The 25,034-nt window shown below is 71.3% G+C and carries 22 protein-coding genes and 1 tRNA gene; 12 read left to right on the top strand and 11 right to left on the bottom strand.

Annotated elements, in window-relative coordinates; genetic code table 11:
- The first annotated feature begins 234 nt into the window (after positions 1 to 234).
- From ACIBSV_RS31195 to ACIBSV_RS31205, 3 genes are read left to right on the top strand one after another with little or no spacing between them, the layout of a single operon-like run.
- The gene (locus tag ACIBSV_RS31195; protein ID WP_395869248.1) at positions 235 to 858 is read left to right on the top strand and encodes an AIM24 family protein; all 624 of its coding nucleotides are present in this window, start codon (positions 235 to 237) and stop codon (positions 856 to 858) included.
- A gap of 23 nt (positions 859 to 881) precedes the next feature.
- A complete protein-coding gene (locus tag ACIBSV_RS31200) occupies positions 882 to 1,502 on the top strand; it encodes an AIM24 family protein (RefSeq protein ID WP_395869250.1) in 621 nt (206 codons plus the stop codon).
- Positions 1,499 to 2,269 carry an AIM24 family protein gene (locus ACIBSV_RS31205; RefSeq protein ID WP_395868929.1) on the top strand — a complete coding sequence of 257 codons (771 nt, stop codon included), beginning with the start codon at positions 1,499 to 1,501 and terminating at the stop codon, positions 2,267 to 2,269. The genes ACIBSV_RS31200 and ACIBSV_RS31205 overlap by 4 nt, the downstream gene beginning before the upstream one ends.
- Positions 2,270 to 2,484: 215 nt before the next feature.
- On the opposite strand, the gene ACIBSV_RS31210 is transcribed toward ACIBSV_RS31205, so the two are convergent.
- Entirely contained in the window at positions 2,485 to 3,393 is a 909-nt protein-coding gene (locus ACIBSV_RS31210; RefSeq protein WP_395868931.1) for a LysR family transcriptional regulator, read from the bottom strand.
- A gap of 157 nt (positions 3,394 to 3,550) precedes the next feature.
- Here ACIBSV_RS31210 and ACIBSV_RS31215 point away from each other — a divergent pair, with 157 nt between their 5' ends.
- Complete coding sequence (locus ACIBSV_RS31215; RefSeq protein WP_020551241.1) at positions 3,551 to 4,765, top strand: amidohydrolase family protein; 1,215 nt, start codon at positions 3,551 to 3,553, stop codon at positions 4,763 to 4,765.
- 149 nt (positions 4,766 to 4,914) lie between these two features.
- Here ACIBSV_RS31215 and ACIBSV_RS31220 read toward each other — a convergent pair whose 3' ends face one another.
- Positions 4,915 to 5,829, bottom strand: a complete 915-nt coding sequence (locus ACIBSV_RS31220) for an SDR family oxidoreductase (RefSeq protein ID WP_395868933.1) — start codon at positions 5,827 to 5,829, stop codon at positions 4,915 to 4,917.
- 145 nt (positions 5,830 to 5,974) lie between these two features.
- On the opposite strand from ACIBSV_RS31220, the gene ACIBSV_RS31225 reads away from it, so the two are divergent.
- A complete protein-coding gene (locus ACIBSV_RS31225) occupies positions 5,975 to 7,192 on the top strand; it encodes an amidohydrolase (RefSeq protein ID WP_395868935.1) in 1,218 nt (405 codons plus the stop codon).
- A gap of 101 nt (positions 7,193 to 7,293) precedes the next feature.
- Here ACIBSV_RS31225 and ACIBSV_RS31230 read toward each other — a convergent pair whose 3' ends face one another.
- A complete protein-coding gene (locus ACIBSV_RS31230) occupies positions 7,294 to 8,997 on the bottom strand; it encodes a choice-of-anchor A family protein (protein WP_395868936.1) in 1,704 nt (567 codons plus the stop codon).
- A gap of 346 nt (positions 8,998 to 9,343) precedes the next feature.
- Between ACIBSV_RS31230 and ACIBSV_RS31235 the strand changes: the two genes are divergently transcribed.
- Positions 9,344 to 10,294: a hypothetical protein gene (locus ACIBSV_RS31235; RefSeq protein WP_395868938.1), complete on the top strand. Its 951-nt coding sequence runs from the start codon at positions 9,344 to 9,346 to the stop codon at positions 10,292 to 10,294.
- Positions 10,295 to 10,311: 17 nt separating this feature from the next.
- Here the strand turns inward: ACIBSV_RS31235 and ACIBSV_RS31240 are convergent, their stop codons facing one another.
- Positions 10,312 to 11,235 carry a LysR family transcriptional regulator gene (locus tag ACIBSV_RS31240; protein ID WP_395868940.1) on the bottom strand — a complete coding sequence of 308 codons (924 nt, stop codon included), beginning with the start codon at positions 11,233 to 11,235 and terminating at the stop codon, positions 10,312 to 10,314.
- Positions 11,236 to 11,309: 74 nt separating this feature from the next.
- Here ACIBSV_RS31240 and ACIBSV_RS31245 point away from each other — a divergent pair, with 74 nt between their 5' ends.
- From ACIBSV_RS31245 to ACIBSV_RS31255, 3 genes are all read left to right on the top strand, one after another.
- Complete coding sequence (locus tag ACIBSV_RS31245; protein WP_395868942.1) at positions 11,310 to 12,254, top strand: EamA family transporter; 945 nt, start codon at positions 11,310 to 11,312, stop codon at positions 12,252 to 12,254.
- 195 nt (positions 12,255 to 12,449) lie between these two features.
- On the top strand, positions 12,450 to 12,665 hold the full coding sequence (locus tag ACIBSV_RS31250) for a type II toxin-antitoxin system VapB family antitoxin (protein WP_395868944.1): 216 nt from the start codon (positions 12,450 to 12,452) through the stop codon (positions 12,663 to 12,665).
- Positions 12,662 to 13,084: a PIN domain nuclease gene (locus ACIBSV_RS31255; RefSeq protein ID WP_395868946.1), complete on the top strand. Its 423-nt coding sequence runs from the start codon at positions 12,662 to 12,664 to the stop codon at positions 13,082 to 13,084. Before ACIBSV_RS31250 ends, ACIBSV_RS31255 begins: the two co-directional genes overlap by 4 nt.
- 124 nt (positions 13,085 to 13,208) lie before the next feature.
- Here ACIBSV_RS31255 and ACIBSV_RS31260 read toward each other — a convergent pair whose 3' ends face one another.
- From ACIBSV_RS31260 to ACIBSV_RS31285, 6 genes are all read right to left on the bottom strand, one after another.
- Positions 13,209 to 14,168: an electron transfer flavoprotein subunit alpha/FixB family protein gene (locus ACIBSV_RS31260; RefSeq protein ID WP_395868947.1), complete on the bottom strand. Its 960-nt coding sequence runs from the start codon at positions 14,166 to 14,168 to the stop codon at positions 13,209 to 13,211.
- Positions 14,169 to 14,285: 117 nt separating this feature from the next.
- A complete protein-coding gene (locus ACIBSV_RS31265) occupies positions 14,286 to 15,047 on the bottom strand; it encodes an electron transfer flavoprotein subunit beta/FixA family protein (protein WP_395868949.1) in 762 nt (253 codons plus the stop codon).
- A gap of 282 nt (positions 15,048 to 15,329) precedes the next feature.
- Positions 15,330 to 16,613 (bottom strand): adenylosuccinate synthetase, encoded by a 1,284-nt coding sequence (locus ACIBSV_RS31270; RefSeq protein ID WP_395868951.1) that lies wholly within the window; start codon positions 16,611 to 16,613, stop codon positions 15,330 to 15,332.
- Complete coding sequence (locus ACIBSV_RS31275; RefSeq protein ID WP_395868953.1) at positions 16,610 to 17,602, bottom strand: hypothetical protein; 993 nt, start codon at positions 17,600 to 17,602, stop codon at positions 16,610 to 16,612. Before ACIBSV_RS31275 ends, ACIBSV_RS31270 begins: the two co-directional genes overlap by 4 nt.
- 66 nt (positions 17,603 to 17,668) lie before the next feature.
- Positions 17,669 to 18,958: a lipopolysaccharide kinase InaA family protein gene (locus tag ACIBSV_RS31280; RefSeq protein WP_395868955.1), complete on the bottom strand. Its 1,290-nt coding sequence runs from the start codon at positions 18,956 to 18,958 to the stop codon at positions 17,669 to 17,671.
- Positions 18,955 to 19,803 carry an NUDIX domain-containing protein gene (locus tag ACIBSV_RS31285; protein WP_395868957.1) on the bottom strand — a complete coding sequence of 283 codons (849 nt, stop codon included), beginning with the start codon at positions 19,801 to 19,803 and terminating at the stop codon, positions 18,955 to 18,957. The genes ACIBSV_RS31280 and ACIBSV_RS31285 overlap by 4 nt, the downstream gene beginning before the upstream one ends.
- A 288-nt stretch (positions 19,804 to 20,091) precedes the next feature.
- Here ACIBSV_RS31285 and ACIBSV_RS31290 point away from each other — a divergent pair, with 288 nt between their 5' ends.
- Positions 20,092 to 20,901: an STM4013/SEN3800 family hydrolase gene (locus tag ACIBSV_RS31290; RefSeq protein ID WP_395869252.1), complete on the top strand. Its 810-nt coding sequence runs from the start codon at positions 20,092 to 20,094 to the stop codon at positions 20,899 to 20,901.
- Between the two features lie 85 nt (positions 20,902 to 20,986).
- Positions 20,987 to 21,062, top strand: a tRNA-Thr gene (locus tag ACIBSV_RS31295).
- A 258-nt stretch (positions 21,063 to 21,320) separates the two neighbouring features.
- Here the strand turns inward: ACIBSV_RS31295 and ACIBSV_RS31300 are convergent.
- Positions 21,321 to 22,175 (bottom strand): ADP-ribosylglycohydrolase family protein, encoded by an 855-nt coding sequence (locus ACIBSV_RS31300; RefSeq protein ID WP_395869254.1) that lies wholly within the window; start codon positions 22,173 to 22,175, stop codon positions 21,321 to 21,323.
- Positions 22,176 to 22,720: 545 nt separating this feature from the next.
- On the opposite strand from ACIBSV_RS31300, the gene ACIBSV_RS31305 reads away from it, so the two are divergent.
- A complete protein-coding gene (locus ACIBSV_RS31305) occupies positions 22,721 to 24,889 on the top strand; it encodes a putative bifunctional diguanylate cyclase/phosphodiesterase (protein WP_395868959.1) in 2,169 nt (722 codons plus the stop codon).
- Positions 24,890 to 25,034 lie beyond the last annotated feature (145 nt).

The raw sequence follows: 25,034 nt of genomic DNA on the forward strand, positions 1-25,034 counted from the left end.
CGGGCGGGCGCCGTCCGCGTCCTCCACCGAGGCGCCCGTCGCACCGCGTGCCGGTTCGGGCGACGACGCCCGACCGCTGCCCCGGTCGTCCCGGCGACACCACCGCTTCCTCCCGCACCCGCGGTCCCGCCGCCGATCGCCCCGCCGCTGGTAAAACCCCGGCAAGATGAGGGGTTTCCACCCTCCGGCAACCGGTGGCCCGCTGCTAGCTTCCGGACCGTGGCGACCTTTGTGATGCATGGCACGCGAGTTCTCGCGGTGGGCATGAGCGGAGAGGCGGTCAAGGCCCGGAACGGGACGATGATCGCCTATGACGGACGGATGACCTTCAAACGACTGTCGGGTGGGGGCGAGGGCCTGCGCGGCATGGTGACCCGTCGTCTCACCGGTGAGGGCATGACCCTCATGGAGGTGAGCGGTGAGGGCACCTGTTGGTTCGCCGACCGGGCCACCGAGATCAATCTCGTCCAGCTGACCGGCGAGACACTGCACGTCGAGTCGAGCAACCTGCTCGCCGTCGACCAGAGTCTGCGCACCGGCACCGAGTTCACCGGTCTCAGCGGCGCGACCAGCGGCCAGGGTCTGTTCACCACGACCGTGTCCGGTCAGGGCACGGTCGCGGTCACCTCCGACGGGCCGGCCATCGTACTGCGGGTGTCGCAGAGCGAACCGCTGTCGGTGGACCCGGGGGCGTATGTCGCGCACACCGGGCAACTCCGCAAGGAGTTCGTCAAGGATGTCAACTGGCGCACCTTCATCGGCGAGGGATCCGGCGAGAGCGTGCAGCTGCGCTTCCAGGGCGAGGGGCTGGTCTACGTACAGCCCACCGAGCGGCAGACCATCGGGGGCCAGACGTGACGTTCGACCAGGTCAACTCCAAGATGATCGAGGCCACCGTACGTCCGGGGCAGACGCTGTACTGCCTGCGCGGCGCGATGTTGGCCTACCGGGGCGAGGTCTCCTTCACCCCGACCACCACCGGAGCCCAAGGCGTCGGCGGGATGATCGGGCGGCGGCTGGCGGGCGAGTCGGTACCGCTGATGAAGGCCGAGGGCGACGGCACGGTGATGTTCGGCCACGCGGGCCGGCACGTGCACCTGATCCAGATCACCGGGGACACCCTGCATGTGGAGGCGGACCGGCTGCTCGTGTTCGAGGACTCGTTGCAGCAGGGCACGATGTTCATGGGTTCGCAGGGCGGCGTGCGCGGCATGATCCGCGGCCAGGCGACCGGCCAGGGGCTGTTCACCACGACGCTGACCGGCCACGGCTGGTGCGGGGTGCTCGCGCACGGCGGCGTGATCGAGTTGCCGGTCCAGCCGGGCCGCTCGATCCACGTCGACCCGCAGGCATATGTGGCACATCGCGGCCGAATCGACAACCGGATCGGTGCCAACGTGGGTTGGCGCGACGTGATCGGACGCGGTTCCGGCGAGGCGTTCCAATTGGAACTGTCGGGCACGGGCACGGTCTACGTCCAGGCGAGCGAGGAGAAGTTGTGACCGCCCTCGGTTCCGGCCCCGCGGTGTTCGACGCACGAACGCTGCCGGAGGACGACAACGTCAATCCGTACGCCTTCTGCGTGGCACTCGACGGCGAGTGGTTCGTGCAGAAGGGCAAGATGATCGCCTATTACGGGCGGATCAAGTTCGAGGCGCTGGGCGTCGGCGCGCTCGACCGGTTGGTCACCGCGAACTTCAACTCGCCGCTGTACATCCAGGACTGGATCGTCGCGCAGGGCAAGGGCCGGTTGTTGCTCGCCGACCGCGGCTTCGACGTCAACTCGTACGACCTGGAACTGGGCAACCTGACCATCCGGGCGGCCAACCTGCTCGCGTTCCAGCCCGGCCTGGACCTGAAGCAGTCGATCGTGCCGGGGTTCGTCACCCTGATCGGCACCGGCAAGTTCGTGGCCGCCTCCAACGGCGCGGTGCACTTCGTCGAGCCGCCGATCCGGGTGGACCCCGAGGCACTGCTCGGCTGGGCGGACTGCCCGACGCCGTGCCACCACTTCGACACCAAGTACATGCGCGGCGCGCTGGGCATGGCGCGGCGGTTGACCGGTCTGGGCGGCGCGTCCGGCGAGGAGCACCAGTACGACTTCGTCGGTAGCGGAACGGTGCTGATGCAGTCCTCGGAGATCTCCATCGACCCGAATCTGATCCCGACCCAGGCCGCGGCGGCCAACCAGCCCGCCGGGCAGCAGGGCACGCCGGGGATTCCCGGGCTGCCCAACCTGCCGGGACGGCTGGGGCGCCTGTTGCAATGAGTCCGGCGCGGCGGGAACCGGCGACGGGGCCGCGCCGTTGAGCAGGGGAGGCCCTTTACTGGGGACGGTGAAGGGCCTCGCCAACGCTTCGGGCACGATCGCGCGCCATCGGGGCCGCGCGCCGGGACGCGGTGTGCGGGGTCGTGCGGAAGCGCACTCGGGCCGCGGGCACGCGTCACCGGGGGCCGCGCGGGCGGATGCGGTGTGCGGCCCGCTCAGAGCTGATCGGCCAGGTCGCTGGCCGCCGCCACCTCGCGCAGCAGTTGGACCAGTACGCCGACCCCCTCGTGGTCCGCGTCGGCCCGCCAGAAGGCGGTCACCGCGACGTCCGGCGCCCCCGTCAGCGGGACCTGGACGACCCCGCGCACGGGACGCTGCCGGGCCCACCCGCGCGGCGACAGGCCCACCCCCTGGCGATCCACCACGCGCGCGATCACGTCGTCCACGCTGCCGTACGCCTCGACGATCTCGGTCGCCCCCGACCGCCGCAGCGCCTCGGTGACGCGGGTGAACAGCCGGGGGTGCGGTTGCCGCGGCCACACCACGACCGGCTCGCCGCTGCCGACCAACTCGGTCAGGTTCACCGACGACCGCCCGGCGAGCGCGTGTTCCTGCGGGAGCAGCGCGACGAAGGCGAACGTACCGACCCGCGCGGACTCGAAGCCCGGGCCCAGGTCCGGCAGCCAGCCCAGCCCCGCGTCCAGGACACCCTCGCGCACGTCGGCCACCTGACGGGCGGTCGGCTCGCTGGTCCACTGCACGCGCAGCGCCGGGTGGCGGATGTGCAGCGCGGAGATCGCGGCGGACACGAGTGATGGGCCCAGGCCCGAGGTATATCCCACGCGCACCTGATCGGCGTCCCAACTGGCCCGCCGACGCACCTCGGCGCACGCGTCGTCGAGCACCCGCAACGACTCGTCGAGCCGACTGCGGAACACCTCGCCCAGCGGCGTGAGCGCCACCGGCAGCGAGGATCGGTCCACCAGTCGGGTGCCCAGTTGCTGCTCCAGACGGCGCACCGCCTTGCTGACCATCGGTTGGGACAGGTACAGCCGTGCCGCGGCCCGGCCGAAGTGCCGTTCCTCGGCGACGGCCAGGAAACATCTCAGGTCGCGCAGTTCCATGGATACCCACCTATGCCGTGTCGGCATAACGTTAGCAAGAACAGGGGCTTGGCTGACGACCCGTCAGCAGGTTTCCTGGAGAGCGCAGGGTCCACGCGCAGCAAGCGGGGCCACCGCCGCCACCGAGGCCCACCGCACGTGCACCTAGGAGCAGGTCATGACGCTTGAGATCCCGCGCATCATCTCCGTGGACGACCACGTGGTCGAGCCCCCGGACCTGTGGACCTCGCGGCTGCCCGCCAAGTACAAGGACCGGGGCCCGCGCGTGGTGCGCGACAAGGCGAAGTTCAACTTCATCGGCGGCGTGTTCTCCTACGAGCGCGGTGTCGAGGACGGCGAGTGGTGCGACTGGTGGCTGTACGACGACCTGGTCTACCCGTTCCCCAAGCTCTCGGCCGCGGTCGGCTTCGACACCCTGGACGTGACGCCGGTCACCTTCGACGACATTCGGCCGGGCGCGTGGATCCAGTCCGAGCGGCTCAAGGACATGGACGCGAACCACGTGGACGCGTCGCTGTGCTTCCCGAACATCCTGCCGCGCTTTTGCGGCCAGGCGTTCTACGAGCGCGAGGACAAGGAACTCGCGCTGCTGTGCGTGCAGGCCTACAACGACTGGATGATCGACGAGTGGTGCGCGGGTGACGGCAAGGGCCGCCTGCTGCCGATGACGATCATCCCGCTGTGGGACGCGAACCTGGCCGCCGCGGAGGTGCGGCGGTGCGCGGCGAAGGGCTCGTTCGCGGTCGCCTTCTCGGAGAACCCGGTTCCGCTGGGACTGCCGTCGGTGCACGACAAGGACCGCTTCTGGGACCCGTTCTTCCGGGCGTGCGAGGAGACGAACACCATCGTCTGCATGCACATCGGGTCGTCCTCGAAGATGCCGTCCACGTCGCCGGACGCGCCGTTCATCGTCTCCTCGGTGCTGACCTTCCAAAACGCCATGGGCTCGATGGTCGACTACATCTTCTCCGGTGTCTTCGACCGCTTCCCGAAGATGAAGATCGCCTACGCCGAGGGCCAGGTCGGCTGGATGCCGTACGTGATGGAGCGCGCGGACAAGCTTTGGGAGGAGCGCGACGACAACGCGTTCGGCTCGTCGCTGACCCAGAAGCCCAGCTCGTACATCCAGGACCGGATCTACGGCTGCATCTTCGACGACGAGATCGGCCTGCGGAACCGCGACGTGATCGGCATCGACCAGATCTGCTTCGAGGTCGACTACCCGCACGCCGACTCGACCTTCCCGAACACCCACAAGGTCGCCTTCGACATCGCCACGAAGGCGGGTCTGACCCAGGCCGAGTGCGACAAGCTCTTCCGCACCAACGCGATCAAGGCCTTCGGCCTGGAGCGCTTCGGCATCACGAAGTAGCCCACCGCCCAACCCCCGCCGGCCGCACCCCACTCCCCCGGGGCGCGGCCGGCGGCTTCGTTCGTGCGGCGCCCTCGCCGTGGCAACGGCCGCCGCCCGAAGCGAAATCGACGGCGGCCGCCCCAGGGACCGAAGCACTTTCGGGTGGACTACTTGCGGGTGCCGCTCATGTCGGCGTTGCCGGCGGCCTTGGCGACCAGGTCCGGGATCACCTCGGTGAGTTCGGCGGGCGTCCAGCGGGCGCCCTTGTCGATCGTGGGCCCGTTGGACCAGCCCTCGGCGACGCTGATCGAGCTGCCGGTGACGGAGAAGACCCGGCCGGTGACGCCGGCCGAGGCGGGGCTGCCGAGCCAGACCACCAGCGGGGCGATGTGCTCGGGAGCGAGTTGTTCGGCGAGCTTCGCGGCGGCGTCCTCGTCGGCGAAACCGGCCAGGTCCTCGGTCAGCCGGGTGAGCGCGGTGGGGGCGATCGCGTTGACCGTGACGCCGTAGCGACCCAGTTCCTGCGCCGCGATGATGGTGAAGCCCGCGATACCGGCCTTGGCGGCGCCGTAATTGGTCTGGCCGACGTTGCCGAAGATGCCGGACGGTGAACTGGTGTTGATGATCCGGGCGTCGACGTGCTCGCCCGCCTTGGCCAGCCCCCGCCAGTACGCCGCCGCGTGGTGCGCGGGCGCGAAGGTGCCCTTGAGGTGGACTCTGATCACCGCGTCCCACTCCGCCTCGGACATGTTGGTCAGCATCCGGTCACGCAGGATGCCCGCGTTGTTGACCAGGACGTCGAGCCGGCCATAGGTCTCGGTCGCCTGCCCGATCAGCGCCTCGGCGCCGGCGAAGTCGGAGATGTCGTCGGTGTTGGCCACCGCCTCGCCGCCCGCCGCGACGATCTCCGCCACCACGGCCTGCGCCGGACCCGCCGACGCGCCCGTGCCGTCGCGCGCGCCGCCGAGGTCGTTCACCACGACCTTGGCACCCTCGGCCGCGAACGCCAGCGCGTGCGCCCGCCCGATGCCGTTGCCCGCACCCGTCACGACGACGACGCGTCCCTCGCAGATCCCGCTCATGTGACCCCTCCGATGCTTGTCGACCGCTTCCGACGACCGCTACGGAGGTCACAGTATGTTGAGACCGTTGCCGCGTACATCCTTTGTCGGACCACGCGGTCGAACGACGCGCGCACGGCGCGCGGGTCGCGAAAGGAGCTGCCCCATGGGGAACCTGCCGACCGGACCGGACGAGGTTCCGCCCGGCCTCGCGGAGCTCTACCGGGACCTGCACGCGCACCCCGAACTCTCCTTCCACGAACACCGCACCGCGAACGTGATCGCCGAACGGCTCGACACGGCCTGGACGGTCACCCGGGGCGTCGGCGGCACCGGTGTGGTCGCGGTGCTGCGCAACGGGGACGGACCCACGGTGTGGATGCGCGCGGACATGGACGCGCTGCCGGTCCGCGAGGCAACCGGGCTCGACTACGCGTCGACGGTCACCACCGCAGACGGCGTACCGGTGATGCACGCGTGCGGGCACGACGTCCACGTGACCTGCCTGCTGGGCGCGTGCCAGGTGCTCGCGACCCACCTCGACACGTGGCACGGGACGGTGGTCGCGCTGTTCCAACCGGCCGAGGAGATCGGTCGGGGCGCGCGGGCGATGCTCGACGATGGGCTGCTGGAGCGTTTCCCCCGTCCGGACGTGGTGCTCGGTCAGCACGTGGCCCCCGGGCCGGCCGGGATGCTCGCGCACTGCCCGGGCACGATGCTGGCCGCCGCCGACTCGCTCACCATCCGGCTGCACGGCCGGGGCGGACACGGGTCGCAGCCCGAACACGCGGTGGACCCGGTGGTGATGGCCGCGTCGTTGGTGATGCGGTTGCAGACGGTGGTCTCCCGGACGGTGGGTCCGATGGAGCAGGCCGTGGTCACGGTGGGCCGGTTGCAGGCCGGCACGAAGGACAACATCATCCCGGCCGAGGCCGAACTGGGCGTCAACGTACGCAGCTTCGACGAGGGTGTGCGGGCCCGGGTGTTGGCCGCGATCGAGCGGTTGACGGTTGCCGAGGCGCAGGGGGCGGGCGCGCCGAGGGACCCGGAGATCGAGACGATCCACAACTTCCCGGTCACCGTCAACGACGTGACCGAGACCGAGCGGGTCCGGGCCGCGCACGCGGCGGCGTTGGGCGAGGAGCGGGTCCGGATCATGGGCCCGGCGTCCGCGAGCGAGGACTTCGGCCTGTTCGCGACCGAGGCCGGCGTGCCGTCGGTGTTCTGGATGTTCGGCGGCGACGACCCGGCCGACTTCGGTCCGGACGGTCCGAGCCGACCGGTGGTGGCCAACCACTCGCCGTACTTCGCGCCGGTGATCGAGCCGACCATCGAGACCGGCGTACGCGCGCTCCTGATCGCGGCGGGCGCCTGGCTCGGGTAGCGGCCCTCGACGACGGCCGCCGAGACGGGACCGGCCGCCGGAGGTAGGAACGGCCCCCGATCTCCTCGGAGATCGGGGGCCGTTCGGGGGTCGGATGGGTGCTACGCGCGGCTACGACCACGCGAGCGGTAGATGAACATCAGGGCCACACCGATGCCGATGACGATCGCACTTCCACCGAGCAGTACCGCGGCACTGCCGGGCATCCCGCTGTGCGCGAGGTGCGATCCACCGGATCCGCCGATCCCACCGCCGTCACCACCGCCACCGTTACCGCCGTGGCCGCCGCCCGGGCCGCCGGCGTGGCCACCACCGGCGCCGCCGTGCGGCTTGGTGTGCGCACCGGAGGGTACGGCCGACTTGCTGGCGGAGGGCGAGGCCGAGGAGGAGCCGGACGGACTGGCCGACGGCGAGGCGGACGGCGACACCGACGGGGAAGCCGACGGACTGGCCGAAGGACTGGCCGACGGACTGGCCGAAGGAGACGCGGACGGCGACGCCGAAGGAGACGCGGACGGGGACGCCGAAGGAGACGCGGACGGGGAGGCCGACGGACTGGCCGAAGGCGAAGCCGAGGGGCTCGCGCTCGGGCTGGCCGAAGGACTCGCCGACGGGGAGGCGGACGGGCTCGCCGAAGGCGAAGCGGACGGGGACGTCGACGGAGACGCCGACGGCGAGGCCGACGGGCTGGTCGACGGCGACACGGACGGCGACGCCGACGTGGGTCCGCCGCAGTCCGGCAGGTCACCGTCGAACGGGTACCGGTGGAACTCGGAACCCGACGTCGACTCGTGGATCAACGAACCGGCCGTGAAGAACCGCCCGTTCATCCCCGGCACCGACACGGTCGTGGTGCTCGCCGGGTTGCCCACCAGCACGCTGCCCTGGAACTGGGCAGAGCCCTTGATGGTCACCGACGTGGCCTCGGGGAAGTTCCACAGCAGCCGCTCGCGCAGCCCGGCGGGGATGCTCGTGCTGCCGATGAAGGAGCTGATCACCCGGGTCGTTCCGGTCAGGTTGACCAGGACCGTGGCGGTCGCGGGGATTCCGACGAACGAGATGCCCTGGTCGCCGTTGGTCATGGGATTGGGATTGACCATGTCGAAGTCGACGTTGAACACCTGGAGATCGGACGTACCGTCACCGGTGAACAGCGTCTCGAAGCCCACGTTCGTGGCGGTGCCCGTGGCGGCGCGAAGCCTCCCGTCCGGGAACGCGTAGCAGCTCGAGGAGTCGGTCAACTGGGGCCGCAGCCCGGCGTACGGCGCCGCCGCGGACCCGTCCTTCACCGGGGCGGGCGTCACGGTGCCACCGGTGAAGTTGCCCGCGTAGCGCACCACGCCACTGACCGCTCCCTCCTCGGCGAGCAGGCTCTGGCCGGTCGCGACCGTGAGGTTGCCGCCGACGGTGAGGAAGTCCGTACCGTTGTCGGGGGGCACCCGGGTGCCGACGCCCACGACGCCCACGTTGTAGACGCTGGACCCGGGTGGGGATGTCTTGTTCAAGTCGAAGTTGCCGAGGGCGACCAGCTTGCCCTCGGCCTCCGCGGCGGATCCGCGCACGGACCAGTCACCGCCGACGAACATGTTGATGCCGTTGTCTCGACCCAGGATCGGACCGGAGTTGGGTTCGACATTCGAGGTGTCCGGACAGGTCCCTGGAATACAGGGGCCGAGGCCGCCGGGCAGCGGCTTGGCGAAGCCCATGACAGCGAACACGCAGACGAGGATCACACCGCCGAGGGTGACGACTCCGGACAGCGCGAGGCCCGTCGCGCGGATCCGGGCGTTCGGTTTCCTGTGCATTCATGAAAGATCGGACATAAGTCTACAAATCGTCACAAGGCGCGCAGGAGATTCCCCCGAATGCCTCTTCCGAGGCGGCGCGTCGCTCGTCGTCAACCGAGATGCGTACGGTCCGCCTACGCCGCAGGTATGGGATGTGATCCGCCGGTCCGAATCGGAAACCGGGTACGGAACACGATCGTTGGCGTGGCGAGACGAGGCGGGGAGGGCGCCGCGCGAGGGTCGGCATCGAGCCGCGCGCGGACGGGCCGCCGCGGGGGTCGTGCGTCGCACCCTCGCGTGGCCGGCAGGGTGTCCGTAGCCGTCCTCGCGGTACATCCGAAATCTTGGTGCATGGGAGTCTTCTGTGATCGTCGGACTGGTCACCGCTGTCGCGGCCTCCGCGTGTTACGGCGTCGGGTCGGTGCTGCAAGCGGTCGGGTCGCGGCGATCCGCGCGCGAGGAGGAGGCCAAGCGGGCCGAGCGGGGCGGCGGCACCGCCCAGGTGACCGGGTACGGCGGTCCGAGCCTGTCCTCGACCGCCAAGGCCGCGGTCACGTGGGAGTTCATCGTCGGGACCCTGCTCGACTTCGTCGGCTTCGCGCTGGGCGCGTTGGCCGCTCGGCTGCTCCCGCTGTTCCTGTCCCAGACCATCATCAGCGCGAACCTGGTGATCACCGCCGTACTCGGGATCAAGCTGCTGGGAATCAAGCTGTACCGGGCCGACTGGACCTCGATCGGGGTGGTCTGCGGGGCGCTGGTCCTGCTCGGCATCGCGGCCGGGCCCGAGGGCGACGGGCACAGTCCGCGCGCCACGCACTGGTGGGTGCTGATCGTCACGTTCGTGGTGATCGTCGGCGGCACGGTGCTGGTCCGCTTCCTCGGCGCCAACGGCGCGATCGTCGCGGGCCTGCTCTCCGGACTCGGCTTCGGCGGACTCGGTATCGGCGTACGGATCCTGGACGGCGTCGACCCGTTCGACCTTGGCAAGCTGGCCGCCGACCCGGCGCTGTACGCGGTACTGATCGGTGGCATCGGCGGGATGTACCTGCACACCATCGCGTTGCAGATCGGCTCGGTGAACGGCGCGACGGCGGCGCTCGTGGTCGGCGAGACGGTGGTGCCGGGCGCGGTGGGCGTGCTGTGGCTCGGCGACACCTCGCGGGACGGACTGGCCTGGATGGCCGTGCTGGGCTTCGTGCTCGCGGTCTCCGGCGCGGTGGCCGTCGCGTACTTCGGCAAGCACGAACCGCAGGAGCCTTCCGGCACGCCGGATCCGGATCCCGCCGAGACGCCCGAGGCCGCCGCGCGGGGTTGACCGGGGGCGGCCGGCCCTCAGAGCCGGCCGGCTCCCGCTCGGTCCCGGGCCGCGAGCTCCGCGCCGACCGCCCGCAGCGTGCTCAGCAGCGGCGACGGGCCGTACCCCCGACGGACCGCCGCCATCAGATGCCGACGCGGCGCGGGCGCGGCGATCGGCCGCAGCAGTACGCCGGACGGCAGGGCCGGCTGGGCCAGCCGGGGGATGATCGTCACCCCCAGACCGGCCGCCACCAGCGCCAGTTGAGCGCCGAAGTCGGTCGAGGTGTGCACCAGGCGGGGTTGGAACCCGGCTTGATGACAGGCCGTCAGGAGCAACCCGTGGCACGCGGTCCCGGGCGCGGTGATGATCCAGTCGGCGTCGGCGAGGTCGGCCGCCAGGGACACCTCGGCCCGCTCGGCCAGCGGGTGCCCGCTGGGCAGCGCGATCTCGAACGGCTCGTCCAACAACGGGTGCAGTTCGATCCGCGGATGGTCGGGCGCGGGCATGTCCGGGTGCGTCATCACGACCGCCACGTCCAGTTCCCGGGCGGGCAGCAGCGGGAGCGCCTCCTCGGTCTCGTACTGGACCACCTCGAAGCGCCAGCCCGGATGGCTCACCTTGAGCCGGGCCAGCGCCGGCCCGACCAGGCCGGAGATGCCGGACGGGAAAGCGGAGATCCGGGCCCGGCCGATCCGCCCGTCGCGCTGCGCCGCGAGGTCGGCTCGGGCCTGCTCCAGGCGGGTCGCGATCGCGTCGGCGTGGCCGAGCAGCACGTGCGCCGAGGCGGTCAGGCGTACGCCGCGACCGTGCTTCTCCAGCAGCACCGCGTCCGCCTCGCGGGCGAGCACGGCCAACTGCTGCGAGACGGCGGACGGGGTCAGGTGCAGCGACTGCGCGGCGGCGGCGACGGTGCCGTGTTCGTCGAGCGCGCGCAGAATGTTCAGTCGCTTGAGTTCCATAAAGGAAAACTACCGATTGAAGTCCGGAAAATGTAGATGGACCTGATGGATGGCCGGGCCACACACTTCTGATCATGACCCGTACCGATTCCCTGTGGGCCGCGCTCGTCAGCGTGATCTGGGGAGTGAACTTCGTCGCGATCGACGCGAGCCTCGACGACTTCCCGCCCTTTCTGCTGGCCGCGCTGCGGTTCACCCTCGTCGCGTTTCCGGCGGTGTTGTTCATCAAGCGGCCGAAGACGAGTTGGTGGCTGATCATCGGGGTCGGGCTCACGGTCAACGTGGGCCAATTCGCGTTCCTGTTCAGCGCGATGCACGCGGGGATGCCGGCCGGGTTGTCCTCGGTGGTGATCCAGTGCCAGGCGATGTTCACCGTGCTGTTCGCGGTGGTCATGCTGCGCGAGATCCCGGGCCGGACCCGGCTGATCTCGCTCGCGGTGGCCGCCCTCGGGATGGGCGTGATCGCGTTCGGGCGGGGCCAGGGCGCGTCGTTGTGGCCCTTCGTACTGGTGATCGGCGCGGGGGCGTCCTGGGGCTTCGGCAACATGCTCACCCGAAAGGCCGGCATCCCGGGCGGCACCGGCCTGGTGGTGTGGTCCGCGCTCGCCGCACCGCTTCCGCTGCTGGCTCTGTCGCTGACGGTGGAGGGCCCCGGCCGGGACCTGGACGCGCTCACCTCTGCCTCCTGGAGCGGCGTCGGCGGTCTGGCCTTCACCGTCGTACTGTCCTCCTGGCTCGGCTACGGCCTGTGGTTCGCCCTCCTGGGCCGCCGCTCCGCCTCCGCCGTGGCCCCCTACGGCCTCCTCGTCCCGATCGTCGGCATCGTCACCGCCTGGGCCATCCTCGGCGAACGCCCCGGCCGGCTCGAATCCCTCGGCGCCGCGATCGTCCTCATCGGCATCGGCCTGGCAACCTTCACCGGCACCCCCAAGCCGCCCCCGACCACCCCCACCGCGTCGTCCACCAACCTGCCACTCCCCCCACTCCCCCTCGAAGCCACCGGCGGCACCCGAACCTGACCCGACCTCGCGGGCGCCGATGGCCGGCCTCGAGCCACCCTGGATTTCGGAACATATTCAACGAATGGCGGCTGCGCTCCACCCCAACGAGGCCGCCGAGGTCCCGGGTGCGGACCCGCGACCGGCACTGGCCGGCACCCGGATTCCGGATCGGATATCATTGACGCAATAGATGATATCAACGGAGGTGCATCGATGGCTCGAACCGTGATCGACCTCGACGACGATCTGGTCGCCGCCGTGGCCCAGGCCTTGGGAACCGGCACGAAGCGGGAGACGGTCAACACCGCCCTCCGCGAAGTCCTGGACAATCGGCGGCGTGCACTCGCGCTCACTCGGTTGCGTGCGGCGGCCGACGCCGATGCCTTCGACCTCGATGTCCTCGAGGACAAGCGAAACTACCGTCGGTGAGCGCCGCGCAATTCCTGATCGACACCAGCGCGCTCGCGCGATTCATGCGGGGTGACGCCGAGCAATTCGGCTGGGACCAAGCCGCCGGGGCCGGCCTCATCGCGACCTGCCCCATCACCGAACTCGAATTCTTCTACAGCGCCCGTACGGCGGCGGACCGGGCCCGGGGCATCGAGGACATGCGGCTGCTGTTCGGCTGGGTTCCGGTGGACGACCGGGCGTACGACCGCGCCTGGCAGGTCCAGGGCGAACTCACCGATCGGGGGCATCATCGCAGCGCCGGAGCCGTGGATCTGGTCGTCGCGGCCACGGCGGAACTCCAGGGCCTGACACTCCTGCACCGCGATCGAGACTTCGACTGCATCGCGGCCGTTACCGGGCAGGCACTCCAGTGGTACGGCCCGGCGGCCGGCAAGTAGCGTCCGGGGGCGGGGACTCGCCGGCGCCCGTGTCGGCCCGGCGGGAATGGATCGACCCCGCCACCGGTCGTCCCGGTGCGGGGTCGTCACGCGCGCGAAGGGGCCTGGAAGGCGTCCCCGTGCGCTACTTGCGCTTGTTGATTTCCGCTTCGAGTTGCGGCATCACCTTGAACAGGTCGCCGACCACGCCGTAGTCGACCAGGTCGAAGATCGGCGCGTCCTCGTCCTTGTTGATCGCCACGATGGTCTTCGAGGTCTGCATGCCCGCGCGGTGCTGGATCGCGCCGGAGATGCCCACCGCGATGTAGAGCTGCGGCGAGACCTGGGTGCCGGTCTGGCCGACCTGGTGGCTGTGCGGGTACCAACCGGCGTCCACCGCCGCGCGCGAGGCGCCCACGGCCGCGCCGAGCGCGTCCGCGACCGACTCGATCACGTGGAAGTTCTCCGCGCCGTTGACGCCGCGGCCACCCGAGACGACGATGTCGGCCTCGGTCAGCTCCGGGCGGTCGGACTTCTCGCGCGGGGCGCGCGAGACGACCTTGGTGCCGGTGGCGGCGGCGCTGAAGTCCACCGTCACGGCCTCCACGGCGGGGGTGGCCGGGGCCTCCTCCGGGGTGGCGGCGTTGGGCTTGACGGTGATGATCGGGGTGCCCTTGGTGACGTGCGCCTTGACCTGGTAGGTCGCGGCGAACACCGACTGCTCGGTGACCGGGCCGTCGGCGCCGGCCTCGACGTCGACGGCGTCGGTGATCAGGCCCGACTCCAGACGCACCGCGACGCGCGCCGCGATCTCGCGGCCGTCGGCGGAGGAGGCGACCAGGATCGCGCCCGGCTCGCCGCTCTCGGCGATCCGGGTGAGCGCGTCGACGGCCGGGGCGACGAGGAAGTCGTCGACCTCGGGGGCGTCCACGACGTAGACCTTCTGCGCGCCGTACTTGCCCAGTGTCTCGGTGGCGCCCTCGGCGCCCTTGCCCAGGAAGACCGCGGCGGGCTCACCGAGGCGGCGGGCCAGCGTGAGCAGTTCCAGGGTCGGCTTGCGGACCGCGCCGTCGGCGTGGTCGACGAGAACGAGAATCTCGGCCATGTGGGGTTCTCTCCTTGTCCGGTACAGCCCGGATTTCTCCGGCCGGGTTGCGATGCTTGGTCGCTCCGGGAGCGACCGCCACAAACGTGTCGAAACAGTCCGGTGCTGCTGACCGACTCAGATGAACTTCTTGGCGGCGAGGAACGCGGCGAGCTGCACGCCGCCCTCGCCCTCGTCCTCGACGACCTCGCCCTTGGCGCGCGGCGGGCGCTTGGTCGCGGTGTCCACGATCGACCACGCGGCGGACAGGCCGACCTGGTCCGACTCGATGCCCAGGTCGTCCAGGTCGAGCGACTCCAGCGGCTTCTTCTTGGCTGCCATGATGCCCTTGAAGGACGGGTAACGGGCTTCGCCGGTGCGGTCGGTGACCGACGCGACGGCGGGCAGCGCGGCCTCGATGCGCTCGGTGGCGACGTCGCCCTCGCGACGGCCCTTGACGGTGCCGCCCTCGACCGCGATCTCGTCCAGGTAGGTGACCTGCGGGACGCCCAGGCGCTCGGCCAGCATGGCCGGCACGACGCCCATCGAGGCGTCGGTGGAGGCCATGCCGCACAGGACCAGGTCGAAGCCGGCGTGCTCGATCGCCTTCGCCAGGATCAGCGAGGTGCCCAGCGCGTCGGTGCCCGCGATGTCGTCGTCGTTGACGTGGATGGCCTTGTCGCCGCCCATCGCCAGCGCCTTGCGCAGCGCGTCCTTGGCATCGTCCGGACCGACCGTCAGGTACGTGATCTCGGCCTCGACGCCGGACTCCACGATCTTGAGAGCCTGCTCGATCGCGTACTCGTCCAGCTCCGACAGCAGGGAGTCGACCGACTCGCGATCGGTGGTGCCATCGTCGTTGAAGCCCCGGTCCCCGGTCGCGTCGGGTACGTACTTCACGCAGACAACGATTTTCACAACAGTTCTCCTGTGGTCGTCCGGTCACCCAGGTGCCGGTCCGAGGGTGTCATGCCCGTCGACCGGGTCGGCGACAGGCCCACGGTTCCGGCCCCAAGATCCATCGATCTTCGCGCCACGATGCCACGCCCGCGCGGGGGCACACGCGTGACACAGGGCACATTCAGTTCTGACGGTCCGTCAACTTCTGCTTCGAGAGTACGCGGTTCCGGTAAAGCCGCTGACCACCGACCCGAACTCGACCTCCCGCGGACCCCCCGACAGCTATGTTACCGGAGAGTAATAGGAGCCTAGTACCGGCTCCTCACGCTTGTCACCGGTACGCGGTCCGAACGAGAGCAAGGTCACCGGGGCACCCAGTTCGGCAGCGACGAATTCCGGCCACGCCGCGGGCGCCGGCCCCGGCTCCACGACCGGCCGCGCGGCGAACATGTGCCCGGTCAAACTCTCGGCATGCGCGAGGTCGCCGTCCGGACCCACTCGGGGCTCGACCCCCCGGTACGACCGGACCACGCCCACCGGCGCCCGCCCGGGGACGTCCGCGTGGGTGAGCGCCAGCCCGTGCACGCCCCCGCACACCGCGACCGCGTACCGATGCGCGACCGCGTCGAAGTGGCCGACCCGGAACGCGCCCTGCCAGCGCCCGGTCCCGTTGTGCGCGTCCGGCAACGCGGCGGTCAGCGCCGCGTCCTCGGTGGGCAGCGGCCCCGCGCCGTGCCGGGTGGTGTAGGTGCGCAGCACGCCGAGCCGATACAGCGGCTCGCCCGCCTCGGTGGCCAGCGTCTCGGCGTTCGCGAACGTCGTGGTCGACCACGTCGTGTACGGGTGGAACCCGTGCCACTCGTCGAGCAGGACGCCCTGCGCACCCTCGAAGACCACCGGACCGCCGCGCAGCAGCTCGCGCGCGTACGCGCGATCCACCATCCGCACCGCCCGCCCGAAGCCCAGGAACGCCTCCGCGCAGGCCGCCACGTCCGGCCCCAGCGGTGTCCCGAATTCGGCGCTCAGCGCGTCCCGTACGGCGCTCAGCCGGCGGTGCAACAGCCGCGGCGAGCCGCAGTCCCCCACCCGCGGCGCCGCCTCGGGGTGGGCCAGCGCGAACGCCGCGGTCTCCCCCACGCCCATCCCGCACGACCCGTGCCGATCGGCCCCGCGGGCCAGCTCCCGGGCCCGGTTGGCCGCCGCGTGGTACGGCGTGGTCAGCAGCGCCTCCCGGTCCGCGGTGAGCAGCGCGAACGGGTCGGGCACGCCGAGCCCGCGCAGGTGCTCGGCCTCGGCCGCCAGCGCGAGCGGGTCCACCAGCATGAACCGGGACAGGTGGGTGCGCGTGCCCGGGGTGAAGGTGCCCGAGCCGAACTGGGCGAACGTGTGGTGCCGCCCGTCGTCGGTGACCACGTTGTGCGCGGCCTGCGCGCCGCCGTTGAAGCGCACCACGGCGTGGACCGGCCGTCCCTCCTCGCGCGCTCGCGCGCACAGCCGGTCCACCGTGGTGCCCTTGCCCGCGTCGCCGAACCCCAGGTCGACGACCGCGACATGACGTGGGGTCACAGACGCGGGGTGCCCGTGCCGTCGCCGTCCAGGCCCGGCAGCGAGCCGGAGACGGCCACGCCGCCGCCGGCGCGGGCGTAGGACGCCAGCGCCTTGGAGACGTTCGCGACCTGGGCCGTGGCGCCCACCTCGCGCAGGTGGTCCAGGCCCTCGTCCAGGTCGATCGCGTCCTCGGCGAGACCGATGGTCAGCGCGATCGTCTCGCACACGCCGTCCGGATCGTCGAGTTCGATCACGTTCTGCCGCAGCAGGCCCTTCCACTCGCCCAGCACCTCGGCGTCGCCCACGTAGGACGATCCGGCCGGGAGGATGTAGTAGACCTCGTACATCCGCTGGAGTTCGGCCAGGATGCGCTCGATCGGGATGTCCTCGGCGAGGTCGTCGCCGATGAACTCCTTGACCTCGGAACGGCGCACCTTGCGGTAGGGCATCTCGTCGCCGATCACGAACAGGTAGCCGCGCTTGCCGCGCTTTTCGTGACAGTCGATCGAGGTGTGCCGGGCCATGAAGTACAGCGCCAGCTCGTAGGATTCGCGCTTTTGTCCACCGCCGCCACCCTCCAGGAGGATGTTGCCGAGCTGGTCGTCCATCCGGTTGTCCGACTCGAACTGGCCGATCTGCAAGGGGACTCGGTCACACGTCGCGTCCCCTATCGCGCCGAACATGATCTGCGGGTCCTGCACGTAGCCCTTGCGCAGCAACAGGCCGAACAGTTCGGGCAGCTTGGTCTGCAGGGTCTGCGGAACCCGAAGCATCGAGCCGGTCACGTCGAAGAGCACCGAGATGGCCAGCGACGTGGGGTGCTCGTCGCTGTCCCGGCTCTCCCGCGTGCTCGCCAGGGTCGGGTCCAGGTCCGCGTGCGCCTTCCAGGCGCTGCGCGGCGTGCTGTGCTTGGTGACGTGGTTGTAGTGGAACGCGCTGCGGCCGGCGGCCGCGTTGTAGCTCTGTGCCGCGTCGTAGACGTTGGTGGACCAGTTGCCACTGCCCATGGTGCTCACTCCCCGATCGGGACGAATGGATCACTGCGCCGGGACGGCCGTCGGGCCGCGCCGGCTCTATACGGAATCGACGGACCCGCCGGCGACCGACCCGCCCCCGGTCGATGTGCCCGCGGCCGGCTTGCTCGCGGCCGGCTTGCCGTCGGCCGGTTCGCCGCCGGCGCGCTCGGTCCGGTCGGCGCCGCCCGCGGCTCGCGGCTCGCGCCGCGTGGGCATCGCGAACGGCCGGAAGCGACGCGGGCCGTAGAGCTTGCCGAGCAGTTCGTCCAGCTCGCCGAGCAGCTTCCACGCGTCGTGCGGGCGGCGCGCGGGAGCCGGCAACGAGCAGCCCCGGGCGAAGCGCAGCAGCGGCTTGGGCGCGTCCGGGGCGAGCAGGCCGGTGACGCACTTGGTCGCCATGTACACGTCGGCGGCGGTCTCCGGCGGCTGCTTTCCGGGGATCTCCGGCGGGTACAGGTCCGCGTGCCGGTCGATCATCGCGGGCACGTGCTCGACCGCCTTGGCGCGCAGGATCGCCTCCGGTCGGGCGGCGTCGCCCGGGCCGTCGAGCAGCACCGAGTAGCACCAGTCGACCAGGACCAGGCCGTGCTCGCGTGGGTGGATCAGCACGTGGTCGGGGGTGATCGCGCCGTGCACGACGCCGGCGCGGTGCGCGTACCCGATCGCCACCAGCAGGCGGCGCCACATCCAGGCCACGTCGCGCGCGTCCAGCCCGTCCGGGTACGCCTCGCGCACCTCGGTCAACGAGCGGAAGCCGCGCACCCGTTCGATCACGTTGGCACGCCGTTCGACGCCCGACTTGGCGTCCCGGTGCCGGAAGGTCTCGATCAGCCGGGGCACGTAGTTCGCGTACTCGGGGTCGCCCTCGCGGGCGATCCGCTCCAGTGCGGTGGCCTCGCGCTCCATCAGGTCGTTGTCGGCGACCGAGCGCGGCAGCTTGAGCAGGGCGCGCGCCTCGCCGTCGTCCTCGGCCCGGTAGCCGACCTTGTACAGCGTGGCGATGTCGCCGCTCGCGCGCTCCTCGCCGACCGAGTAGACCCGGCGCTTGGTGGTGATCACCACTTGGCGGCCGGTCACGCCGGTGATGTCCTGCTGATAGCGGTTCCACAACTCGCCCAGCTCGGTGAAGGCCGCGGCGGCCTCGGCCCGGCGGGCGGCCGGGGCGGTGTCCGGGTGGAGCAGGCGGGCCAACTGTCGGTAGGTGCGGTTGCCCGCACGCAGACAGGCCTCCGGCGTGCCGTCGTAGGGCCCGAAGACACCTTGCGGATCCGGCGCTCCGACCAGCAGGTCGAGCGCGGCTTCGAAGGTGGTGGGCGTGGTCGAGGTGGTGCCGGGCGTCCTGGTCATCGGGAGTCCTCCTCCGGGGACGGGCGCAGCAGCGCCGGGTGCAGCAGACGTGCGGGGCCCGCGCGGTACAGCCGGGCGCGGCGACCGCCGCGAGCCCCGCCGCGCGCGGTGGTGGCGCCGGTGTCGCGGACGAAGCCGGGCACCGACAGCACCTTGCGATGGAAGTTGCCGGCGTGCATGGGCTGTCCCCACACCGCCTGGTAGACCTCGCGCAGTTCGGTGACGGTGAACTCCTCACCCGCGAACGCGGTGGCCAGTGGCGAGTATTCGAGTTTGGCGCGGGCGCGCTCGAGGCCGTCGGCCAGGATGCGCGCGTGGTCGAAGGCCAGCGCGCCGGGATCGACGTCGGCCACCGGCACCCACAGGGCGTGCGCGGCGTCGCCGCCGGCGGTCGGGTCGGGCAGGTCCGGCGCGAACGCGAGGTGCGCGACCGAGACGATCCGCATCCTCGGATCGCGTCCGGGCGCACCGTAGGTGCCGAGTTGTTCCAGGTGCACCCGGTCGAGCCGGGCGCCGGCGGCGAGCCCGGTCTCCTCGGCCAGTTCGCGCTCGGCGGCCTCGCCGAGGTCCTCCTCGCGCCGCGTGCCGTCCGGGTCGACCACGGGCCGCACGAAGCCGCCGGGCAGTGCGAGCCGGCCCGCGAAGGGCATCTCGCCGCGCCGCACGAGCAGCACGTGCAGCGCCTTGGCCGGGCCTTCGGCCGCGCCGTCGGGGTCGCCCCCGGCCGCGCCGGTGAGTTGACGAATCGTCAGCGCCACGATGTCGACGGTCACCGCGATCGGTTCCCAGGCTCTGGGGTCGTAGGACGCGAGCCAGTCGCGTTCGGTGATGGCGGTGTCGGCCATGTCGCACTTCCCTCCGATGTGCCCACTGCGCTGCACGTCCGACGCGGCCCCGGCGGTTCACGTTCCCGATACCGACGCGACGGTTGTTCTCCGAATGAGATGTTCTTAGGTTGAGAACAACATACACGGCGACCCGGACACCGGCGAGGGGGTTATCCCTCGAAGAGTCGCCTCCCTCTGGTAGGCATGGGCGATCCATTCGCCGCCCGCGTGCGGGCCACCGGCGGCGGCCCGGAACACCCGAGCAGAAGCGGAGAAGGTGGCATGTCCGATATGACCGGTCCCGACATGAACGCCGTCGTCGGCGAGCAGGACCTACTGCTCGTCACGCTCGACGCGCTGCGGTACGACGTGGCCGTCGAACTCGCCGCGGCCGGCCGGCTGCCCAACCTCTCCCGGGTCCTGCCCGAGGGCGGCTGGCAGCGCCGATTCACCCCGGCCAGCCTGGCCTTCGCCGCGCACACCGCGTTCCTCGCGGGCTACCTGCCCACCCCCGCGGGTCCCGGCCCGCACCCGCGCCTGTTCGCCGCCCGGCTCGGCGACACCGAGTCCACGAACGCGCACACGTGGCAGTTCGACACCCCGGACCTGCCCAGCGCGCTGACCAAGGCGGGCTATCACACCGCGTGCATCGGCGGCGTCGGCTGCTTCGACAAGCAGGGCGCGCTCGACTCCGTGCTGCCGGGCATGTTCGCCGAGAGCCACTGGGACCCCGAACTCGGCGTCACCTCACCGATCTCGTTCGAGGCCCAGGTCGCCCGCGCCGAACTGGTGGTCGGCGGCCTGGACCCGGACCGCCGGCTGTTCCTGCTCGTCGACGTCGCGGCCATCCACCACCCGAACTGGTTCCACACCCCCGGTGCCACCGCCGCCGACGGCGACAACCGCGACACCCACGCCGCCGCGCTGGAGTACGTCGACCGACACATCGGGCGGTTGTTTCGCGCCATGAGCTGCCGCAGGCCCTGCTTCGCGATCGTCACCAGCGACCACGGAACCGCCTACGCCGAGGGCGGCGAAGCGGACACGGCCGACGCGCGCGACGTGGTCTGGACGGTCCCCTACGCGCAGTTCACGATGAGCCCCGGCGAGTGGTGAACACGCTCCGGCGAACCGGCCCGGGACCCGCTCGTGGATCAAGTTGGCGAACCGAACGCGGATCCGGTAAGTTTTCGCCGCGCAGGCCCCAATAGCTCAGTCGGTAGAGCGTCTCCATGGTAAGGAGAAGGTCTACGGTTCGATTCCGTATTGGGGCTCCAGGCAAGCGAGAGGCCCCCCGGTCCGCCGGGGGGCCTCTCGTGTTTCGCGCGTCCGGCTCGTCGCCCGACCGGGGTGTCACCGAGCCGCCGGCAGGCCCGTCCGGCTCGTCGCCCGACGGCGGTTCGGGCCGACCGTCTTTCCGCCCATCCCGTCGCGTCGCCCGCGCGCGCCTCGGGACGACTCGGGGGCGGTCTTTCGCCGACCTTTCACCGGCCCACACCCCCCGGAAACGGTCGGGGCGGTGCCGGCGGCGGCACTCAGCCGAACCGGGCCGTCAACCGGGCGTCCAGGCCCGCGAGATGGTCCCGCCCGTACGGGCCGTTCTCCAGGCCCGCCAACAGCGCCGGCGGCAGGTCCTGGGCGTACTCCGCGGAGCAACTCGCCGCCGCGAGCGCGATCGTGGCCACCGTGTCCACGTCGCCGGTGTACGCCACGCACGCCTTCAGCAGCGCGGCCGTGCCGGTGTTCGCGGCCAGCGCGGTGATCGCCGCGCGGGTGCTGTCCATGCCGGGCGAACCGACCTTGCCGCGCCACGGCGTGGCCCACACCGCCGGGCCGGTGGAGGCCGGCAACGTCGCGGCCAGCCAGGTCGGCAGCTCCGCGACCGGGCCCAGGCCGTACCGGCAGTAGTGCACCGCGAGCGCCGCGGCGGTCGCCGAGGTCATCCCGCCGAGCGTGCGGTGGGTGATCCGGGCCTGCAGCGCCGCCGTGCGGCGTACCTCGGCAAGGTCGGGCAGCAGGCCCAGCACACCCGCGCGCATCGCCGCGCCGCTCTTGTCGCTCTCCGGCCGCAGCACCGCCAGGAGCTGCGCCCCGTCCGCGACTTCCTCCAGAACGCCTCGAAAGCCCCGCGCGTATCCGGCGCGCGCGTCGCGCTTGTACGCCCGCACGAACAGGTCCGCGAGCGCCGGGATTCCGTGATCGTCGCCGAGTATCCATTCCGCGACCGCGATACTCATCTGCGTGTCGTCGGTGTATCGGCCGGGCAGCACGTCACGATGACGAGGATGCTGCACATAACCGGCGAGTGTGTTGCCTCGCGCCACAAACGACCGATCCGCGTACTCGAACCCGGCCCCGTACGCGTCACCGACCGCGAGTTCCACCAACATCGAGACCACGACCCCCACTCGGGTGGTGCGTCGTTCGCCCGCGGCGGCTGCGCCCCACCTCGCCGACGCAAGCCGGTAGAGCGTACCGTGGCCCGGGGGTGGCAACCTGATGGTCCGTCAGTCGTCGCGTCGGGAGCCCTGCGTGCGCCGGAGTACGAGGGCGTACGCCACAATTCGGTACGGACCCGCGCGCACCACCTGTCCCTCTCCGGAGTGATGCTCCTCGCGCCGTGTCCAACTGCAAGACGTTTCCGCGCCGCGGCGGATACCGTCAACGATGATCACGCGATCGTCGGGGCGCACCGGACGTACCAACCGGCTCGTCCGAACGGGTGATAACGGGTGATATGGCTCGTTCACACGGCCGCCGGGGATTGCGGCCGGCTCGTCCGAGCGGCGACCGCACCGACATTGCGCGGTGGCGGATCGCCCCCGAGGAGGAAAGGTGGGGCGGTGGATCGACCATCGTGGGCGCCGGGCACAGCGTGGGTCCAGGCGTGCCGGGGGGCCGGCGCGTGCGCCCGGACCACCGTGGGGAGCGCAGGGTGAACGGCGGAACGGACGACGCGCGGGCCGACGGGGCCGAGGCGTCGCTGAGCCGGTTCGCCCGCGACTGGGCCCGCACCATCGAGGGCACCAGCTTCGTCCCGTTGAGCGGTGCCGAGATCGAGCAATACCTGCGCGGGCAGGCGCTGCGCATGGCGCAGGCGCTGCGCACCGAGCCGTTCGACCCGGCCGCCGCGCGCGACGTGGGCGCGTCCCTGGTCGGCGAACACTTCACCGGCAGCGGCACGCTGGAGCGCACGCTGGGCCTGGTCGGCCCGTGGTGGCCCATCCTGCGCCGCGACGCGGTCGCCCGCGGCCAGGACCCCGAGGCGTACCTGGAGCGGATCGCCGCGCTGATGGGCGCCCTCGCGGCGGGCTACGCGGAGGCGCTGCGCAGACGGACCCTGGACGAGCAGGAGGCCATCCACGCCGCCGTCCTGGTCGCTCGTGACAGTGCCGAGCACGCACTGCACACGAGTGAAGCGCGCTTTCGGGCGGTTTTCGATCAGGCCGCGCTCGGCATCGGGATCGGCGACGTCGACGGCAACGTGATCGACGTCAACCAGGCGATGACCACGATGTTCGCGGCCAGCGTCGAGGAGATGTGCAAGCGGCAGGTCCGCGACTTCATGCACGACGGCGACACCGACCACATGTGGAAGCTCTACGACGAGTTGATCAGCGGCGAACGCGACCACTTCGCCCTGGAGAAGCAGTTCGAGAAGGCCGACGGCGAGACGTTGTGGACGCATCTGTCGCTGTCCCTGGTCCGCGACTCCAAGGGCAACCCGGAGTACCAGGTCTGCATGCTGGAGGACGTCACCGACCGGCATCGCCTGCACACCAGGCTGCGCCACCAGGCGATGCACGACCAGCTCACCGGGCTGCCCAACCGCGCGTTGTTCGTCGAGCGGCTGACCGCGGCGTTCGAACACCCGGGCCCCGGGGACCGGGTCGGCCTGTGCTACCTGGACCTGGACGGGTTCAAGGTGGTCAACGACAGCCTCGGGCACGACGTGGGCGACCAGCTCCTGGTCGCGGTGGCCCGGCGGCTGAGCCGGTACGCGGGCCAGGCCGGGCATCTGATGGCCCGGATGGGCGGCGACGAGTTCGTCATCCTGGTCGAACACTCCACCGGGACCGGGCAGGTGGTGGCGCTGGCCGACGGCGTGTTCGCGGCGTTGCGCGAGCCGTTCCGGATCCGCGGCCACGACCTGACGGTCACCGCGAGCATCGGCATCGTCGAGCGGCCGGTGGCCGGCACCAGCCCGGCGGACACGCTGCGCGCTGCCGACATAACGCTGTACTGGGCCAAGTCCGACGGGCGCGGGCGCTGGACGGTGTTCGACACCGACCGCAACGACCGCGAGGTGGCCCGCTACACGCTGTCCGCGGAGATGCCCGCCGCGCTGCACCACGGCGAGTTCTACGTCGACTACCAACCGCTCGTCTCGCTCGCCGACGGCGGGGTGCTCGGCGTCGAGGCGCTGGTGCGCTGGCGCCATCCGCGCAACGGCCTGGTCGGTCCGGATCGATTCATCGGGCTGGCCGAGGAGACCGGGCTGATCGTGCCGCTGGGCATGCACGTGCTGGAGCAGGCCTGCCGCGAGGCGCGCCGCTGGCAGGACCTGGAGCCGGACGGCGCGCCGTTCATCAGCGTCAACCTGGCCGAACGCCAGTGCCGCGAACCGGGCCTGGTCCGTCAGGTGGAGCGGGTGCTGGCCGAGACCGGCCTGGATCCGGGTCGGCTGCAATTCGAGCTGACCGAGAGTCAGATCATGTCCACCGACGGTGGTCCGCTGGAGCGACTGCGCGAACTGGCCGCGATGGGCATCCGGATCGCGATCGACGACTTCGGCACCGGCTACTCGAACCTGGCCTATCTGCGCCGACTGCCGGTGTGCGAGCTGAAGATCGCCGGCTCCTTCGTCGAGGGCCTGCGCCAACCCGGCGACTCCGATCCGGTGGACGGCCGGATCGTGGCCTCGCTGGTCGAACTGGCGCACGCGATCGGCCTCACGGTGACGGCCGAGGGCATCGAGACGGCGGTCCAGGCGGAGCGGCTGCGGGCGATCGGCTGCGACGCGGGGCAGGGCTGGTACTTCTCCCGGCCGGGACCGCCCGATCGCATCGAGGGCATGCTGGCGGGGGTCAAGGAGCGGAGCTGAGGGTGCGGGGTCGGGGCGCGCGGGCCGGTGCGGGCCGGGCTGCGCGGGTCGGGGTGCGCGGGTCGGCCGAGGGCCGGGCGGCGCGGGTCGGCCACGCGGGCGCGCCCCGATACCCGTAGTACTTCCGAGCTACCCCGCGGGTGGG

The sequence above is a fragment of the Embleya sp. NPDC050154 genome (assembly GCF_044460165.1).
Lineage (GTDB): Bacteria > Actinomycetota > Actinomycetes > Streptomycetales > Streptomycetaceae > Embleya.

Excerpts from the sequence above, each read along its gene's own strand:
- ACIBSV_RS31195 (WP_395869248.1), top strand. The coding sequence starts at position 235 with ATGCATGGCACGCGAGTTCTCGCGGTGGGCATGAGCGGAGAGGCGGTC.
- ACIBSV_RS31200 (WP_395869250.1), top strand. The coding sequence starts at position 882 with ATGATCGAGGCCACCGTACGTCCGGGGCAGACGCTGTACTGCCTGCGC.
- ACIBSV_RS31210 (WP_395868931.1), bottom strand. The coding sequence starts at position 3,393 with ATGGAACTGCGCGACCTGAGATGTTTCCTGGCCGTCGCCGAGGAACGG.
- ACIBSV_RS31215 (WP_020551241.1), top strand. The coding sequence starts at position 3,551 with ATGACGCTTGAGATCCCGCGCATCATCTCCGTGGACGACCACGTGGTC.
- ACIBSV_RS31220 (WP_395868933.1), bottom strand. The coding sequence starts at position 5,829 with ATGAGCGGGATCTGCGAGGGACGCGTCGTCGTCGTGACGGGTGCGGGC.
- ACIBSV_RS31225 (WP_395868935.1), top strand. The coding sequence starts at position 5,975 with ATGGGGAACCTGCCGACCGGACCGGACGAGGTTCCGCCCGGCCTCGCG.
- ACIBSV_RS31230 (WP_395868936.1), bottom strand. The coding sequence starts at position 8,997 with ATGCACAGGAAACCGAACGCCCGGATCCGCGCGACGGGCCTCGCGCTG.
- ACIBSV_RS31240 (WP_395868940.1), bottom strand. The coding sequence starts at position 11,235 with ATGGAACTCAAGCGACTGAACATTCTGCGCGCGCTCGACGAACACGGC.
- ACIBSV_RS31245 (WP_395868942.1), top strand. The coding sequence starts at position 11,310 with ATGACCCGTACCGATTCCCTGTGGGCCGCGCTCGTCAGCGTGATCTGG.
- ACIBSV_RS31250 (WP_395868944.1), top strand. The coding sequence starts at position 12,450 with ATGGCTCGAACCGTGATCGACCTCGACGACGATCTGGTCGCCGCCGTG.
- ACIBSV_RS31260 (WP_395868947.1), bottom strand. The coding sequence starts at position 14,168 with ATGGCCGAGATTCTCGTTCTCGTCGACCACGCCGACGGCGCGGTCCGC.
- ACIBSV_RS31275 (WP_395868953.1), bottom strand. The coding sequence starts at position 17,602 with ATGGGCAGTGGCAACTGGTCCACCAACGTCTACGACGCGGCACAGAGC.
- ACIBSV_RS31280 (WP_395868955.1), bottom strand. The coding sequence starts at position 18,958 with ATGACCAGGACGCCCGGCACCACCTCGACCACGCCCACCACCTTCGAA.
- ACIBSV_RS31285 (WP_395868957.1), bottom strand. The coding sequence starts at position 19,803 with ATGGCCGACACCGCCATCACCGAACGCGACTGGCTCGCGTCCTACGAC.
- ACIBSV_RS31290 (WP_395869252.1), top strand. The coding sequence starts at position 20,092 with ATGAACGCCGTCGTCGGCGAGCAGGACCTACTGCTCGTCACGCTCGAC.
- ACIBSV_RS31300 (WP_395869254.1), bottom strand. The coding sequence starts at position 22,175 with ATGTTGGTGGAACTCGCGGTCGGTGACGCGTACGGGGCCGGGTTCGAG.